This window comes from Alteromonas sp. BL110, from assembly GCF_003443615.1.
Classification (GTDB): domain Bacteria; phylum Pseudomonadota; class Gammaproteobacteria; order Enterobacterales; family Alteromonadaceae; genus Alteromonas.
Genome location: NZ_CP031967.1, coordinates 3,249,623 through 3,266,239, shown reverse-complemented (window position 1 = coordinate 3,266,239; position 16,617 = coordinate 3,249,623). Strand labels below are relative to the sequence as shown.

The window sequence follows — 16,617 nt, the reverse complement described above, 5'->3', positions numbered from 1 at the left end:
CACAAGGTTGCTTACGCGCCATTAAGCACCGATAAACACAAAAAAAGGTCCCGAAGGACCTTTTCTGTTCTAAGCTAACATCTATTCAGATGCGGCCTTTTTTTCATTACTGTCGTAAATCAAAATAGGTTTCGATTCACCACGTATAACAGTTTCATCGATAACGACTTTGCTAACATCTTCCATTGAAGGAAGGTCGTACATGGTATCAAGCAAAACCGCTTCAACGATTGAGCGAAGACCACGAGCACCTGTTTTACGGTCCATTGCCTTTTTAGCAATTGCGTTAAGTGCATCGTCACGAAACTCTAGTTCTACATCTTCCATAGAGAACAATGCACCGTATTGTTTGGTGATTGCATTCTTGGGCTCACGAAGAATCTGAATTAGCGCTTCTTCATTCAACTCTTCAAGACTAGTAACCACCGGAAGACGACCAATGAATTCCGGAATTAATCCGTATTTCACTAAGTCCTCAGGTTCAACTTGCTTGAAGAGTTCGCTAATTTGCTTGCTGTTGTCTTTCGACTTAACAGTAGCACCAAACCCTATACCTGTGTCTTTTTGCGCGCGTTGCTCGATAACTTTATCAAGACCAGCAAACGCGCCACCACAAATAAACAGTATCTTAGAAGTATCAACTTGCAAAAACTCTTGCTGAGGGTGCTTACGACCACCTTGAGGGGGAACAGAAGCAACTGTACCTTCAATCAGCTTAAGAAGGGCTTGCTGGACACCTTCACCCGATACGTCACGAGTAATTGATGGATTGTCAGACTTACGAGAAATTTTATCAATTTCGTCTATATAAACGATACCGCGCTGCGCCTTCTCAACGTCATAATCACACTTCTGAAGCAGTTTCTGAATAATGTTTTCAACATCTTCACCTACATAACCCGCTTCTGTAAGCGTGGTTGCGTCAGCCATTGTGAATGGCACGTCAAGTAAACGTGCAAGTGTTTCTGCTAGCAGTGTTTTACCACTACCCGTTGGGCCAATTAACAGAATGTTACTTTTGCCAAGTTCTACGCCTTCATGAACATCGCCATTGCGTAAACGCTTGTAGTGGTTATAAACCGCTACTGACAGCACCTTCTTCGCATGTTCTTGGCCGATAACATAATCGTCAAGATGAGCATGAATTTCAGTTGGTTTAGGTAAAGCGTCCTGCTTTTGCTTAGGCGCGATTTCCTTAATTTCTTCGCGAATGATATCGTTACATAACTCAACACACTCGTCGCATATAAATACCGACGGGCCTGCTATTAACTTTCTTACTTCGTGTTGGCTTTTGCCACAAAACGAACAGTACAGTAGCTTGTTATCACCGTCACCGCTTTGCTTATCACTCATTACTTTTGCCTCTGCCTTACCCGAGCCGAAAACCAAATTCGTGCTATGCACTGGCTCGGGTCATCTATAACTATACTACTTAGTTCCGGCTACGTCAGATCGATTTGCTAAAACTTGGTCAACTAGGCCGTAATCTTTTGCCTCGGTTGCACTTAAAAAGTTATCACGGTCTGTGTCGCGCGCGACTTTTTCATAGTCTTGACCAGTATGGTCTGCCATTAGGCGATTCAACTTCTCTTTAATAGACAGAATTTCTTTCGCATGTATTTCAAAATCAGATGCCTGACCTTGGAAACCACCTAAAGGTTGGTGAATCATAACGCGTGAGTTAGGTAGACAATAACGCTTACCTTTTGCTCCTGCAGATAGTAGAAATGCGCCCATGCTTGCAGCTTGGCCCATACATACTGTGCTCACGTCTGGCTTAATAAATCTCATCGTGTCGTAGATTGCCATGCCTGCAGTGACAGAGCCGCCCGGTGAGTTAATGTACAAGAAAATATCTTTCTCAGGATTTTCAGCTTCTAAGAACAACATTTGAGCAACGATGAGGTTGGCCATGTGATCTTCAACTTGTCCTACTAAGAAAATTACGTTTTCTTTTAAAAGACGAGAATAAATGTCGTATGAGCGCTCACCTTTAGAGGTTTGCTCTACAACCATAGGAACAAGTGCATTCATTGGGTCAAACGGGGTATTAGTCATAGCTACCTTGATTATCTAGCGTTAAAAACAAAAATGCTCGGAAGGCTCCGAGCATTTAAGCAGTTGCTGACAAGTATTGTCAATCAGACAGTAAAAAATTACGCCTGTTTGTTCATAACCTCGTCAAAAGCTTTAGTTACTTCAGTAACTTTTGCTTGCTCAAGAACCCACTCAATCGCTTGTTCTTCTAGAGCAACATTTTGCATTTGCTGCATAAGCTCTTGATTGTTGTTGTAGTAGTCAACAACTTCTTGCGGATCTTCATACGCAGAAGCAGCAGTTTCGATCATCTCGTTAACTTTAGCTTCGTCTGCTTTTAGTTCGTTTTCTTTGATTACTTCACCAAGAAGTAGACCAATAGATACGCGACGCTTAGCGTTGTCAGTAAACAGTTCCGCAGGTAGGTCTGGAAGGTTCTGACCACCGCCCTGCTGGCTGAAACGTTGCTTCGCTTGCTCGCGTAGCGCGTTTACTTCTTGATCGATAAGCGCTTGAGGAATATCAATCTCGTTAGCTTCAACAAGTTTAGAAATCACGTCTTCTTTAACTTGTGCTTTAAGCGTTTGGTCTAGTTCACGCTGCATGTTCTTACGAACTTCAGCTTTAAGTGCGTCAACGCCGCCTTCTTCAACACCGAATAGTTTAGCAAACTCTTCATCAACTTTTGGAAGGTCTAGACCTTCTACTTTCTTAACTGTTGCTTGGAAAACAGCGTCTTTACCCTTTAGGTTTTCAGCGTGGTAATCTTCTGGGAAGGTAACTTCGATTGTCACTTCTTCGCCCGCTTTCGCGCCAACCAGTGGCTTCTCGAAACCAGGAATCATGCGGTCTTTGCCAAGCTCTAGTGCGAAATCTTCTGCTTTTCCGCCTTCAAACTCTTCACCATCGATAGAACCAACGAAGTCAATGATAACTTTGTCGTCTTTCTTAGCTTTACGCTTAACTTCTTTCCAAGATGCGTGCTGCTTTTGAAGTGTTTCCATCATGTTATCAAGATCTTTGTCAGTAATTTCTACTACTGGCTTTTCGATTTCGATATCGCTTACACCTTTCACTTCTACTTCTGGGTAAACTTCGAAAGATGCTACAAATTCTAGGTCCTGACCATCTTCGTCTTTGGTCAGTTCAAACTTAGGCATACCAGCAGGCTGAATTTTCTCTTGAATGACTGCTTGGTAGAAGTTTTGCTGCATAACATCGCCAGCAACTTCTTGGCGAACTGCCTGGCCGAAACGCTTTTTGATTACGCTTACAGGAACTTTACCTGGACGGAAGCCGTTGATGCGTTGTGTTTTTGCCAACTGCTGTAGGCGTGACTTAACTGCTGAATCAACCGTGTCAGATGGAACGGTGATAGTAAGACGGCGTTCTAAACCCTGGGTCGTCTCGACTGAAACTTGCATTATGTTACCTCAACTATACGCCTCTATAGGCGTTTTGTTCTCAATCCCCTCTCCCGTCATGCATTAATTGCATATCACTCCGGGGTAGAAGGTCGTTATTTGACGTTTATAAAATCAAAGTTAGGACACGAAATCATGTCACAAAGCCAACCTGAAACAAACGTACTGGTTAAAAAAAGACGCGGTAGTATACAGCCGCACACCACAAGAGTCGAGAGGGAAACACAAGTTTGTAACAACCAATTGAACGCATTTTAAACAATTTGCGAAACTAGTTAGAAAAATGGCTCGAAAAACGGCTTTGACTAGTAATTTGAGGCGCTATTTGAAGATGGCAGGAAAACAAAAAATAATGGTCGGTGAGACAGGATTTGAACCTGCGACCCCTTGTACCCAAAACAAGTGCGCTACCAAGCTGCGCCACTCACCGATAGAGATGTATATAATTAAGCTTTGTAAGCTTAAGAATATGGTGCGGAAGGAGAGACTTGAACTCTCACGCCGTGAAGCACTGGAACCTAAATCCAGCGTGTCTACCAATTCCACCACTTCCGCAAGAAGTGGGGTGGACGATGGGACTTGAACCCACGACAACCGGAATCACAATCCGGGGCTCTACCAACTGAGCTACGCCCACCACAGTAACCCTGTGATTGTTTATGTGTGAACTGATAAACACATAAACGCCTATCGAACTGCCAGGATCTTGCTTTACTGTTCGATAAATTAACTTAACTTAAACCTTCAACACTCTTCGATTTGTTCTCTGAGCTGTGGGCCACTGCCAAGTCAAATAAGCATAAATGGTCGGTGAGACAGGATTTGAACCTGCGACCCCTTGTACCCAAAACAAGTGCGCTACCAAGCTGCGCCACTCACCGACAGGAATGCTTATGCTAAGCTTTTAAAAAAGCTTGAAAATATGGTGCGGAAGGAGAGACTTGAACTCTCACGCCGTGAAGCACTGGAACCTAAATCCAGCGTGTCTACCAATTCCACCACTTCCGCTAAAAGTGGGGTGGACGATGGGACTTGAACCCACGACAACCGGAATCACAATCCGGGGCTCTACCAACTGAGCTACGCCCACCATAGGGTGTGTTGCAATCTACTAGCTTATATTAGCAGTGTAGATACAAAAATTCAGCCTTGCTGTCAGGACCTACCTGACTCGCATGGCGCGCCCGGCAGGATTCGAACCTGCGACCCACGGCTTAGAAGGCCGTTGCTCTATCCAGCTGAGCTACGGGCGCTTGGCGAATCTTCGCTGCAAAAAGTGGTCGGTGAGACAGGATTTGAACCTGCGACCCCTTGTACCCAAAACAAGTGCGCTACCAAGCTGCGCCACTCACCGACTGACGTATCGACCAAGAAGCGTAAGCCTCTGTGCCGTTACGGGGTGCGAATATTACTGACATCCCCCCACCTCGTCAAACACTTTTTTAAATAAAATCATCAACCGCTCACAAAGCACTCATTATCATGTTTTTTTGTACAATTCCGCCTATATTCAGCTACTTTTAATTACGTTCTGTGTCAGTCTTGGATGGGTATGCCATATTGCTATTGCCACAAAAGTTATTTATGCAATATGTACAGAGCAAATAAGCTTGAAGAAAAGGGCTTTGTTTCTCATTACGTAAACTACTTATTGAAGTTATTGGTCTGTGTTTTTTCTCTTCTATTGTGCGCGTTTGCTCAAATACACAAGCTATACCGTCGAGTTAGACTTATTAAGGTTCAGTTGCGACCAATAACTACAATCTAATAATTGCTAGAGTATTCCCCCTATTTTATGAAACAATAAAGGGCACTTGTTGACCACCCAACCATATAAGAATCGTACAAGACTATGACCGCTCATCTTATTGACGGCAAATTAATTGCCAAGCAAGTTCGCCAACACGTCACATCCTATGTTGAATCACTTACCCAGGCAGGTAAAAGACAGCCAGGTCTTGCCGTTGTCCTTGTAGGCAGTGATGCCGCTTCTCAAGTTTATGTTTCAAATAAGCGTAAAGCCTGTGAAGAAGTAGGGTTCGTTTCTCGCTCTTTCGACCTGCCTTCAGACACTACGGAAGAAACCTTGTTGAATTTAGTGGATGAGCTAAACGAAGATAAAGAAATAGACGGTATTTTGGTACAACTCCCACTACCTGCCGGTCTCAATGCAGAAAAGGTGCTAGAGCGTATTCACCCTCATAAAGATGTTGATGGCTTCCACCCCTATAATATTGGCCGACTTGCTCAACGTATTCCGGCTTTACGCCCTTGTACGCCGAAGGGCATTATGACCATGATTGAGTCTACTAAACGCCCTGTTAAGGGCTTAGACGCTGTTATTGTTGGAGCATCTAATATAGTGGGTCGCCCAATGAGCTTGGAACTATTACTCGCAGGATGCACAGTAACCACCTGCCATAAATTTACGCAAGACCTTAAAAGTCATGTTCAGCGTGCTGACTTACTTGTTGTAGCCGTTGGTAAACCTAACTTTATACCTGGCGACTGGGTTAAACCTGGTGCGATAGTCATTGATGTGGGTATTAACCGTCTTAATGATGGATCGTTAATAGGCGATGTGGATTTTGAAAAAGCCAAAGAGCGTGCAGGCTGGATAACCCCTGTACCTGGCGGAGTTGGACCTATGACGGTTGCAAGTTTGATAGAAAACACGCTTGAGGCGTACGTTAAGTTTCATTCTTAAAGTAGCAAAGCTCAACCCAATTTTTGAGGCAGAAATTCAATTTCTGCCTTGTTGCTTTATACTCCCCTCTTTTTTGAATACAGACCTAATTTGAATAATTTCGTTATGGCAGAAACAACATCTCCTTTGTGCGAACAACACGTCATTGATGCAACGCTTACGTGGGTTGATGATATAGTGATAACTCACAACTTTTGCCCCTTTGCGCGCTATGTAAGAACGCCAAATCAAATTCGTTGTAAAGTAATCGCGGGGGATGCAGGGGACGTTATTCAGTCTCTGTACGATGAACTTCGCCATTTGGAAGAGAATGAAAGTACCGCCACCACGCTAATTGCACTTACACATCCATCTATCGCTGATTTTAATGAGTATCTCGATGTATTGGCTATTAGTGATAATATGCTACACGACTGGGGGTACAGCGGTACCTACCAACTCGCGAGCTTTCATCCTGACTATCTGTTTGACGGTAGCGATTTAGACGATGCAGAAAACTACACAAATCGTTCACCCTACCCGCTTTTACATTTAATTCGCGAAGCAGACATTACTCGCTATATGAAAAAAGAAGCGGATGCAGAGAAGATATTCAGTCATAACATTGAAAAGGCGCGCGCGCTTGGTTGCCCCTACTTTGAGAACATGTTGGAAGCAATAAAAAAAGATAAGCCTGCGCAATAAAACACGCGTAATGTTAATTGCTCAGCTAAGCATACAAGTTTTGTAAACTGGTACTAAAAGAAGTCCTAGTGCGTTAACTGTACAGGCCCAAAATGTTGGATTATTCCAGGGAACTCAAATAAACATTTCATTCGTGAACCGAGAAAATGTGTTATCTGGTTCAAGCTTTCACTTGCACTGTTACATTACCTGTTAATTATGAGAGTAATATGACAGCAAACATTATTTCTAATTAGGTTAAAACAGACCCGTGACTACGCCAACTTCATTTACTGTATCGACAATCGCAACTATCGCTACGCCTTTCAAACAAAAATTTGCTATCCCCAGGCAACCTAACTTAGCAAAAGCTCATGGTGTAATTACCTTCGAAGAAGATTTTAACGATATCCACATGCTAAAGGGGATAGAAAGCTATAGTCACCTGTGGCTACTTTTTATCTTTCATCAAAACATTGAGCGCGGTTGGAAAAATACAGTAAAAGCCCCTCGGCTGGGCGGCAATGCCACCATGGGTGTGTTAGCGACTCGTAGTACACATCGCCCCAACAGCATTGGCATGTCTGTCGTGAAAAACAATGGGCTAGTACACGATAGTGGCAAAGCGCATTTGCTGGTAGAAGGCGTGGACTTAGTAGACGGTACGCCACTAATCGATATCAAACCTTACATCGGTTACGCAGATAGTGTTCCAAACGCAAGCGATGAGCTTGACGATATCAACCCCATTCCCCAACGCCATGTTGAATTCTTAGATACGCTCACGCCAACGCTGTCTGAAATAGACAAACAGCACGACGATTTTACCTCTTTAGTTACAGCAGTACTGGCGCAAGACCCTCGTCCGGCGTATAAGCAAACGTTGGATAATGACGAAAAAACCTATCGCGTTACCCTTTACGATATTGATGTAGGCTTTAAAGTAAAAGATAGTGTCGTGTGGGTAACTGAACTCGTTCATTTAGGATAATTACACTTTTAGTGTAAACAGTCAGTGGCGAAATGGCTCACAGTTAATTAGAATACCGCCAAACGTGTGCTGCCCGCTCGCTGGTTAAAGCATTTAGCAACAATTCCATAAATTGCATAATGTCTATAACTTATTGCAGAGGGCCGACACACCAACAGTCTTAATACATTGAAAACAGGATACCTGCTTTACATGCGCACTAGTCAATATTTGCTTGCCACGCAGAAAGAAACACCTGCTGATGCAGAGGTTATCAGCCACCAGCTAATGCTGAGAGCTGGTATGATCAGAAAGCTTGCCTCAGGTCTTTACACCTGGCTGCCGTCAGGTCTTCGTGTACTTAATAAAGTAGCCAATATTGTTCGTGAGGAAATGAACAAAGCAGGCGCGATTGAAGTGCTTATGCCCGTTGTACAGCCGGCCGATCTCTGGGAAGAGTCAGGGCGCTGGGAAGAATACGGTCCGGAACTACTTCGTGTTAAAGACCGCCATCAGCGCGACTTCGTACTAGGCCCGACCCACGAGGAAGTGATTACAGCCCTTGTGCGCAATGAAATTAGCAGCTACAAGCAACTACCACTAAACCTGTATCAAATCCAAACGAAATTCCGCGACGAAGTGCGCCCGCGTTTCGGCATTATGCGTGGACGTGAGTTCACGATGAAAGATGCATATAGCTTTCACTTAGAAGAAAGCTGCCTGGAAGAGACCTACCAGAAAATGTATGACGCTTACTGCAACATCTTTTCACGCATGGGCCTTGATTTCAGAGCAGTAATAGCCGATTCAGGCTCAATTGGTGGAAATCATTCTCATGAGTTTCACGTGCTAGCGGACTCTGGTGAAGACGCCATTGCCTTCTCTTCAGACAGCGACTACGCCGCTAACGTTGAAATGGCCGCCGCTGTGGCGCCAGAAAAAGCACAAGCAACCGGTGCAGCGGTAGAAACTAAAGATGCAAAAGGTAAGGATTTCGAAAAAATACTCAAAAGTATTGATGCCGATATAACCAATGCAGTGAAAGTTGTTGTGGTAAAAGCTGCTAACGCCACTAATGACAAAGGCGAAGAAGTACAAGCGGACAACTGGGTTGCACTGGTACTACGTGCCGATCACGAATTAAATGATGTTAAAGCAGAGAAAATTGGAGGTGTTGCTACACCGCTAGTTGAAGCGTCATTCGATAAAGCTAAAGAGGTGCTAGGCGTAGTACCCTATTTTGCAGATGCAACTAACCTTCCGATACCCGCTTACGTTGATGCTAGTGCAGCAGCGCTAGCAGATTTTACTACAGGCGCAGGCGCTGGCGGTAAAATGAACGTCAACGTAAATTGGCCTGATGATATTACTGGTGTAGATATTCGCAGTGTAGTTGCCGGCGATGCCGCACCCGACGGTAAAGGCATTCTTGATATCAAGCGCGGTATCGAAGTGGGTCATATTTTCCAACTTGGCAGCAAATACTCAGAAGCCATGAACTGTGGAGTGCTTAGTGAATCAGGTAAGCATCAAACGCTTACTATGGGTTGTTACGGTATTGGCGTATCTCGCATTGTTGCTGCTGCTATCGAACAAAATCACGATAAATTCGGCATAAAGTGGCCAGATCCTATTGCGCCGTTTAAAATTGCATTAATACCAATGAATATGCATAAATCTCATCGTATAAAAGAAGCTGCAGAAGCGCTATACGAAGAGCTTATTGCATTGGGCGTAGAAGTGTTATTTGATGACAGAAAAGAGCGCCCGGGTGTTATGTTCAATGACATGGAATTAATTGGCATACCTCACAGCATTGTTATTGGTGAAAGAAACCTGGATAATCAACAGGTTGAATATAAGAATAGACGTACTGGCGAGAAACAGTTATTAGACCTTAGCGCAGCAAAAGACTTTGTAGCCGCTCTCTAAAACCTGAACTTGCCCATTAGATAAGTAGATGAGGGCGTATGCGGTTAACATTTTATGGCGTAAGAGGGTCAATACCCACTCCGGGGGCAGCTTACGTTCGTTATGGTGGCAACACCGCATGCGTTCACATTGAGCTCGAGGATGGTACCGATATCATTCTCGACTCAGGCACTGGTATTCGTTTGCTTGGCGATCGATTGGTTAGGAAAACAACGCCAATCCACCTTTTGTTAAGTCACAACCATTGGGACCATATTCAAGGCTTTCCCTTTTTTGCTCCCATTTACCAAGAATCACGTGAAATAAACATCTATCCAGGCCTCACCCAGCTTAACGAGCCAGATCAAATTTTAAAACAAATGGAAGGGTCATTATTCCCCGTTCCAAAAAACGCGTTAAAATCTTCCATAAGCCTTATCGAGTATCCTGCAACAGAGAATACATTTACCATTGGAAGTGCGACCATTACCCGCTTGGCCATGAACCACCCAGGCAGCGGAAGCGCTTATTGTATTGAGGCCGACGGTGCCAAAATAGCTTATATCACCGATAACGAGCTCTACCCTCCCTATAAAAAAGAAACAGATTTTCTAGATTTTGCGAAGTTTGCCAATAGCGCAGACTTGCTTATTCATGATGCACAGTACATGTTATCGGACATGCCAGCCAAAAACGGCTGGGGTCATTCGGTTGCTGAAGAAGCGGTCAAACTCGCCATGGCAAGTCATGTAAAACAATTAGCTTTATATAGTCATGATCCAGAACGCACTGATGACGCTATAGATGATGTCGTAAAACATTGTAATGAATATGTCACAGTGGCAGCGTCTACTTTAAACGTATTTGCGTCATCGGAAGGCCAAACGTTGGACTTCAATTAAATATAACAACCCCCTTGCTACGGAGAATTTAAGGTGTCTGTGTTAAAGCCTTTTATAATATTGGCAGCGTTTGCTGCTTGCACGTCGGTATGCGCTCAAGAATCACAAAAAGCGGTAAGCGAAGAAACGTCATCTATCGAGAACAGCGAACAGGAAACCGCTGTTGAAAATACAGATGAGCAAGGGCCACAAGAAGAAAGTGGTATTGAAGTTATTGATATCATTAAACGTGACACAACCACAGAAAGCGCGCTAGATGAACGTCTAGAAGGCGATAAAGAAGCACTTGATAACGTTTTTGCTATTACCCAGCATAGACAAAACTATTTACTTCCTATTACTTACGTTTCCAACCCTAACACCTTCGGCAATGAAGAGTTAACAGAAGAAAATGTAGATAACAAAGAAGCTAAGTTTCAAGTGAGCGCTAAACTACCGTTGTACATGGAAGATACTGGCTTTGACGGCTTGTACTTCGGCTTTACAGTGACCTCTTTCTGGCAGCTTTATAATAGCGAAGCGTCGAAGCCCTTTCGCGAAACCAATTATGAACCAGAAGTTTTTTGGCAAGAAACTGCTGACTACTCGGTTCTTGGTTACAAATTTAATACCTTCCAAGTCGGTTTCAATCATATGTCAAACGGCCAAAGTGGACTACGCTCTCGCAGCTGGAACCGCCTTTTCGCGTCAATAGTGTTCAGCGACAACGACGATATTTACTACCTTAAAACCTGGTATCGCATTCCTGAAGATGAAAAAGCAGACCCGCTTGACCCGACGGGGGACGATAACCCAGACATTGAAGACTACTACGGCAGAATGGAATTTGGTTACGGCAGAAAAATTGGTGCTTTCAAGGTGCTTGCATTGCTTCGAAACAACCTGGATTTTGACGAAAACAGAGGCAGCATTCAGCTAGACTTCACCTATCCAATATCAGACCGCTATGAGTTGCTGCTGCAGTACTTCAATGGCTATGGCGACTCTCTCATCGACTATAACCGCTCACAAGAACGTATTGGTATCGGTTTTCAACTGCACTTTCTGTAAAACAGATACGTATGTTTAAATACAAAGCGCGCAGCAAACGCTCCATTGTTTATCACCCCGTTTAAGCGCGCTTTTTACTTTCGATAGCTACTCCCCGCAGCTAGTCAATTACACCCGCAGCGCGATAAAGCTGAATATGTACATCCACCAGCGCAGCAATATCTCTTTGGTATCCGCCACCAATGACAGCAGCAATTGGAACACCTAAACGGTCAGCTAAAGCAAATACTTTCTTGTCCCTTTCATAAACGCCTTGCGTGGATATGTGCAAATGTCCTAAATCGTCATTTACATGCACATCCACGCCTGCATCATAGATAATGGCATCGGGTTGAAACTGCCTACTAGCTAAAGTAAGTGCTTCTTCAAGTGTGCCTAAATACTCGTCGTCCTCCGCTCCCTTGGCAAGTCCGATATCAATATCCGAAAGCTGCTTTCTGTATGGAAAGTTTTTTTCACCATGTATTGATAAGGTAAAGATATCGCGGTCATCTTCAGCAAGCTTGGCTGTACCATCCCCTTGATGCACATCTAAATCGATAATGAGTACATTATCAATAGATGGGGTTTGCTGCATAGTTTTTGCCGCTAGATACAAATCGTTGAACAAACAAAAGCCAGAACCAAAGTCAGCGAATGCGTGATGATACCCCCCAGTTAAATTCAAGGCTTTGCCCTGTTCTAACGCAAGGGTAGCCGTTAAACAAGTGCCTGCAACGGCGGTTCGAGTGCGTTCAATCAATTGCTGCGACCAAGGAAACCCTATTCGCCGCATGGCTTTCTTATCTAATGCCCCTGTAGTAAGCGCATTGACATAGTTCGAATCGTAATAGGCTGTAAGAAAAGATAAATCAACAGGTGACGGGGTAATAAAGCGCGCTTTGTCGACACCGCGCCTTACGAGCTCGTCTCGGATACCTACATATTTTTCGATGGGAAAGCGGTGTCGCTCGGGAAGGTCTAGCTGGCTATATATAGGGTGAAAAACGAGTGGCGTGGTCATTATTTCTAGTGCTACTTATTCAATACATGGCTCATGGAACTAGGAGTAAGCGGCATGGTTTTAAAAGCCTTGACGCTTATTCCAAAACATTTTCGTTCCACATCTGCGATTAATACTGACAAAGCACAGTTAGCGGGTCAAACTATTCACCACCTTTTCCACGTTTTCTGACATACTTTTCATTGAACGAGACATGTCATCACGCTGCGCAAGCTGATGATATTTTTCTGACGATGTCACTACGTTGCTTATAATTGCTTCCACCTGCTGTAGCACCGCTTCTTGCTCATCTGCCGCTTCGTTAAGCGCAATGACTACGCTCGCAGTTTCTTGAATATCTCTCACTACATCATTGAGGGTTTCAAGTGCCGTAGCTGCCTCTGCCGCATTGTTATCAGATAACTGCTTGCCAGCGGACATAGCAGCAACTGCGCCTTTCGCTTCAGCTTCAAAGCTACTTAATATATCGTTAATCTCTTTTGTTGATTGTTGCGTTTTTGCCGCAAGCGCACGCACTTCATCGGCGACCACAGCAAAGCCTCGCCCGTGCTCTCCTGCTCTTGCAGCTTCAATTGCCGCATTTAACGCTAACAGGTTGGTTTGATCGGCAATTTCATTAATGACGTTCACCACTTTTAGGATATTCGTGCTTCGACTTTGCAGTTCAGACACAATATTACTGGATTCGGTTACCGTTTTAGCTAGCTGTTTAAAGCCTGCATTAGCACTTTCAAATGTTGCGTAACAGCTTGCTACGTTCTTTTCAGAATTATTGGTAGCTACAGCAACTTGGTCAGTAATAGCCACTAAATTCTGTACAATCTCTTTCAGTTTATCTGTGCTGCTATCAAGCGAACGCGACGCATCGCGCTGTCCATTAGCGCCCTCCATGATAGATTGGCTAACATTACCAAGGGTGCCAAAAGCCTTTTCCATTTCTCTCTCAGCCTGTTGAAGCTGTGCAACTGAGTCTTTTAGCTTGTATTGCAAAGCTCGAGCGGAGTCGGCCAACATACCTAATTCATGGTCACTTGTATAAGTTAAATCATAGTCATAGCGACTATTAGCTAAGTTCGATATACACGCAGCAACAGCCTTCGTTGGCTTGATAACTTGCGAGCGCAAGCGAGCAACAACGTACACAACTGAAAGCACAGACAGCGCAATAGCAGCCAATAATATGATCCAAAGCATAGTTCGCGTATTTGCTTTAAGCTCAGCTATTGCACTCGCTGAGTCTGCTGCAATTTCTGATGCAATGCTTGATAAAAGCTTAGCGGGCTCCCTATCAATTCCGCGCACAAAGCTATCGCCAACTTTAGGATCAAAACCTGAGTTAACAAAAGCGCTGTAACCTTCACGATATTTTTCGGCCATTACAGCATGCGCTTTTTTAAATTGCCTGATATCAGACTTCACGCTATCACTTACCACTTCACTTGATAGCATCACGTCGAACTGACGAGTTATATCAGCTTCACGCTGCTTGAACCGTTCCCAGTATTTTTTTCTATCTTCTTTTTTGTGTCCGCGCAGCAAGACGTTCTTCCATTCTTGAACTTGTGTTTTAAACGTACTGAGCGTGGTATTAACGTCTCGCTCAGCTTGAACAAGCGTATTCTCTAGCTCATCAAATGCGCTAAGCAAAGAAAATGACTTTAGAATTGAAGCACCATTGAGTAATACAAGAATGAAAAGACTGGCGAGAACGGGCGTCATCACCAAACGACTGATGCTTGTGTAATTGAACACGGCTTAACCTTTAGTATAATTTTGAAGGAGGACGTCGCCATTAAATGATAGTTTTATGACGGTATGGTTACACTGATTACATTTGTTATATTTTTTTACTAGGGAAATTTATGATTGAGCGATAGATGAACAATAGTATATTTATCGTTCGAAAGTTCACTGCCTGCCTTACTATACAGGTCCCGTTTTTACAACGCGCTCTATTGTAGTGGTAGTATCAACTTTCTAAGGGCCTAATTTGACTACCATTACTTCGAGCCAGCGTTAATGATGAGGAAACTTGTGAAATCTAGCCTTGTCTGATAGTTTAACCAAGTTTTAAACATCTATGAAACTAAACTACTCAGGTGAGTTTTAAATTTAAGTACACACGGAATCGAGTAATGAAACGCTTGTTAAAAAATAGCTATTATACAATTAGGGAGCGACTTTTTTTTTCACGTAGAGTAAATTTCCTAGTATGCGGTACGCAAAAGGGAGGTACTACAGCGCTTGCCGAATATTTAAGCGAACACCACGAAGTATGCATGGCAAAAAGGAAAGAGGTTCACTTTTTTGACAAATTAGAATTGCCCGATTATTCCCACTATCACGCATTTTTTTCTCCAAAGAAGCACCACAAGGTTTTGGGCGAAGCTACACCTATTTACATGTATTGGGAAAGTGCACCCAAACGCATACATGAATACAACCCCCAAATGAAGCTAATCATTGTGCTTCGAAACCCAATAGAACGGGCATACTCTCATTGGAACATGACACGTAATAGAGGTGAAGAACCACTATCATTTAGAGAAGCTATAGAGTGTGAAGAAGCACGGTGTAGAGATAAAGAATCAAACGATAGTAGAAGGTACTCTTACGTAGACCGCGGACATTATCTAGAACAATTAGAAAGACTGTGGGGCCTGTTCCCCCGGGAAAACATACTTTTATTGAAAAATGAAGACCTCAAGAACTTTCCCCAGGAAACATTAAATAAAGTCTGCGATTTTATCGGCGTTTCACATTTAGACAATGTGCAAAAAAAGGACGTACACTCAAGAACATATGAATCCAAAATCTCAAAAGACGATAAAGCGTATTTACAAACTATCTATGCTGAAGGGATTAAAAGTTTAGAAAAAGAACTCGGATGGAATTGTAGTGAATGGCTTGCCTGAAGAGAGTCATCATCCCCTCTTCAGACGATTATTGTTAGGATATATAACTGCTAGGTGATGCCGTTCAAATTTGAAAACCCAACTGACGAACACGTTTCAACGAATTATTATCATATGAAGTTAAATCTGTAGTTTTGTAGCGCCCTAATGAAGAAGGAGCTTTAGGTAGTGTTGCCATAGATACGAAACAGTCTTGCGATACGCTGACGTCGGCGAACGTTAAAAGTTTTTTTATTGGCTCAAAAGGGTCACAACATAATTCATCGTAATTAACTATTAGTACCCTGTCTTGGCCAAACTGCTTTTGCAATTCCACCACTCTTTCATTAACAATTAACCAGTAATCCAATGATCGTTGTCTTATTTCACTTGGGGAGCACCTTGTTTCAATCCCCCACATCGCACACCAATTAAATAGTTGTTGTTGGTTTTCACTTAACGACATATCGAGACCATGCCGTATAGTGTGAACATACTTCATGTTGGGGTAGTAATCGAACAATTGGTAAAGGAGAATATGACTGTTGGGCTCTTTCCACCCCCATCGGCCAGATACTTCTGGCTTCTTGATTTGAGCCATTAACTTCTCGGTTACAAAACGTCGTGCCCAATGTCTACCAAGACCTAACGTGGTTTCTCTCCTTTGCGCCCAATAAAATAACACTTTCAATAATGTAGTCTTTTCCCTTAGCGAAAGTGGTTTATTTAATAGTAGGGCCTCATGCAGTGCAATATAATGGTGTATAGGGAGCTCGTATTTTAAAACTTTTAAGAGCCACTTATTGCGCTTAAAAATTAGTGTAAAAGAGAGATTATCGTTCGCTGGATTTAAACTATAACCCAAATGAATACCTGCCAGCATCATTATTTCAGCGACAACACGCGTCCCGCTACCTCCTACACCACCTATAACTAAAGGTGAGTTGTCTTCATTGCCATTTCCATTTCCATTTCCATGTATATTTTTCATAGTTACTCGTAGAATTGTTTTATGGCATTAAAAGCAACCCGTTATGATAATAACCAGAACTA

The 16,617-nt window shown here is 43.2% G+C and carries 13 protein-coding genes and 8 tRNA genes; 7 read left to right on the top strand and 14 right to left on the bottom strand.

The window, feature by feature from the left end; genetic code table 11:
- Window positions 1-81: 81 nt before the first annotated feature.
- From clpX to D1814_RS14025, 11 genes are all read right to left on the bottom strand, one after another.
- The gene (gene clpX, locus D1814_RS14075; protein ID WP_118493314.1) at window positions 82-1,356 is read right to left on the bottom strand and encodes an ATP-dependent protease ATP-binding subunit ClpX; all 1,275 of its coding nucleotides are present in this window, start codon (window positions 1,354-1,356) and stop codon (window positions 82-84) included.
- A 75-nt stretch (window positions 1,357-1,431) separates the two neighbouring features.
- Window positions 1,432-2,061, bottom strand: a complete 630-nt coding sequence (gene clpP / locus D1814_RS14070) for an ATP-dependent Clp endopeptidase proteolytic subunit ClpP (protein WP_118493312.1) — start codon at window positions 2,059-2,061, stop codon at window positions 1,432-1,434.
- Between the two features lie 98 nt (window positions 2,062-2,159).
- Window positions 2,160-3,464 (bottom strand): trigger factor, encoded by a 1,305-nt coding sequence (gene tig, locus D1814_RS14065; RefSeq protein WP_118493310.1) that lies wholly within the window; start codon window positions 3,462-3,464, stop codon window positions 2,160-2,162.
- 353 nt (window positions 3,465-3,817) lie between these two features.
- Window positions 3,818-3,894: transfer RNA gene (locus tag D1814_RS14060), tRNA-Pro, on the bottom strand.
- A 40-nt stretch (window positions 3,895-3,934) separates the two neighbouring features.
- Window positions 3,935-4,019: transfer RNA gene (locus D1814_RS14055), tRNA-Leu, on the bottom strand.
- A 6-nt stretch (window positions 4,020-4,025) separates the two neighbouring features.
- Window positions 4,026-4,101, bottom strand: a tRNA-His gene (locus D1814_RS14050).
- A gap of 167 nt (window positions 4,102-4,268) precedes the next feature.
- Window positions 4,269-4,345, bottom strand: a tRNA-Pro gene (locus tag D1814_RS14045).
- A gap of 42 nt (window positions 4,346-4,387) precedes the next feature.
- Window positions 4,388-4,472, bottom strand: a tRNA-Leu gene (locus D1814_RS14040).
- Window positions 4,473-4,478: 6 nt separating this feature from the next.
- Window positions 4,479-4,554, bottom strand: a tRNA-His gene (locus D1814_RS14035).
- A gap of 86 nt (window positions 4,555-4,640) precedes the next feature.
- Window positions 4,641-4,717: transfer RNA gene (locus tag D1814_RS14030), tRNA-Arg, on the bottom strand.
- A 24-nt stretch (window positions 4,718-4,741) separates the two neighbouring features.
- Window positions 4,742-4,818: transfer RNA gene (locus D1814_RS14025), tRNA-Pro, on the bottom strand.
- A gap of 498 nt (window positions 4,819-5,316) precedes the next feature.
- Here D1814_RS14025 and folD point away from each other — a divergent pair.
- The 6 genes from folD to D1814_RS13995 all read left to right on the top strand — a co-directional run bounded on the left by folD (window position 5,317) and on the right by D1814_RS13995 (window position 11,667).
- Complete coding sequence (gene folD / locus D1814_RS14020; protein WP_118493308.1) at window positions 5,317-6,171, top strand: bifunctional methylenetetrahydrofolate dehydrogenase/methenyltetrahydrofolate cyclohydrolase FolD; 855 nt, start codon at window positions 5,317-5,319, stop codon at window positions 6,169-6,171.
- A gap of 105 nt (window positions 6,172-6,276) precedes the next feature.
- Window positions 6,277-6,855 (top strand): DUF1415 domain-containing protein, encoded by a 579-nt coding sequence (locus D1814_RS14015; RefSeq protein WP_118493306.1) that lies wholly within the window; start codon window positions 6,277-6,279, stop codon window positions 6,853-6,855.
- A gap of 250 nt (window positions 6,856-7,105) precedes the next feature.
- A complete protein-coding gene (gene tsaA / locus D1814_RS14010; RefSeq protein ID WP_118493304.1) occupies window positions 7,106-7,825 on the top strand; it encodes a tRNA (N6-threonylcarbamoyladenosine(37)-N6)-methyltransferase TrmO in 720 nt (239 codons plus the stop codon).
- Window positions 7,826-8,017: 192 nt separating this feature from the next.
- Complete coding sequence (locus D1814_RS14005) at window positions 8,018-9,736, top strand: proline--tRNA ligase (RefSeq protein WP_118493302.1); 1,719 nt, start codon at window positions 8,018-8,020, stop codon at window positions 9,734-9,736.
- A gap of 38 nt (window positions 9,737-9,774) precedes the next feature.
- Window positions 9,775-10,617 (top strand): MBL fold metallo-hydrolase, encoded by an 843-nt coding sequence (locus tag D1814_RS14000; protein ID WP_118493300.1) that lies wholly within the window; start codon window positions 9,775-9,777, stop codon window positions 10,615-10,617.
- A 33-nt stretch (window positions 10,618-10,650) separates the two neighbouring features.
- Window positions 10,651-11,667: a phospholipase A gene (locus D1814_RS13995; RefSeq protein ID WP_118493298.1), complete on the top strand. Its 1,017-nt coding sequence runs from the start codon at window positions 10,651-10,653 to the stop codon at window positions 11,665-11,667.
- 100 nt (window positions 11,668-11,767) lie between these two features.
- Here the strand turns inward: D1814_RS13995 and D1814_RS13990 are convergent, their stop codons facing one another.
- Together D1814_RS13990 and D1814_RS13985 are read right to left on the bottom strand one after the other, a co-directional pair.
- Window positions 11,768-12,670 carry a histone deacetylase family protein gene (locus D1814_RS13990; RefSeq protein ID WP_118493296.1) on the bottom strand — a complete coding sequence of 301 codons (903 nt, stop codon included), beginning with the start codon at window positions 12,668-12,670 and terminating at the stop codon, window positions 11,768-11,770.
- Window positions 12,671-12,799: 129 nt separating this feature from the next.
- A complete protein-coding gene (locus D1814_RS13985) occupies window positions 12,800-14,422 on the bottom strand; it encodes a methyl-accepting chemotaxis protein (protein ID WP_118493294.1) in 1,623 nt (540 codons plus the stop codon).
- 383 nt (window positions 14,423-14,805) lie between these two features.
- On the opposite strand from D1814_RS13985, the gene D1814_RS13980 reads away from it, so the two are divergent.
- Complete coding sequence (locus tag D1814_RS13980) at window positions 14,806-15,585, top strand: sulfotransferase domain-containing protein (RefSeq protein WP_118493292.1); 780 nt, start codon at window positions 14,806-14,808, stop codon at window positions 15,583-15,585.
- 64 nt (window positions 15,586-15,649) lie between these two features.
- Here D1814_RS13980 and D1814_RS13975 read toward each other — a convergent pair whose 3' ends face one another.
- Window positions 15,650-16,555 carry a sulfotransferase gene (locus tag D1814_RS13975; RefSeq protein ID WP_118493290.1) on the bottom strand — a complete coding sequence of 302 codons (906 nt, stop codon included), beginning with the start codon at window positions 16,553-16,555 and terminating at the stop codon, window positions 15,650-15,652.
- Window positions 16,556-16,617: the final 62 nt, after the last annotated feature.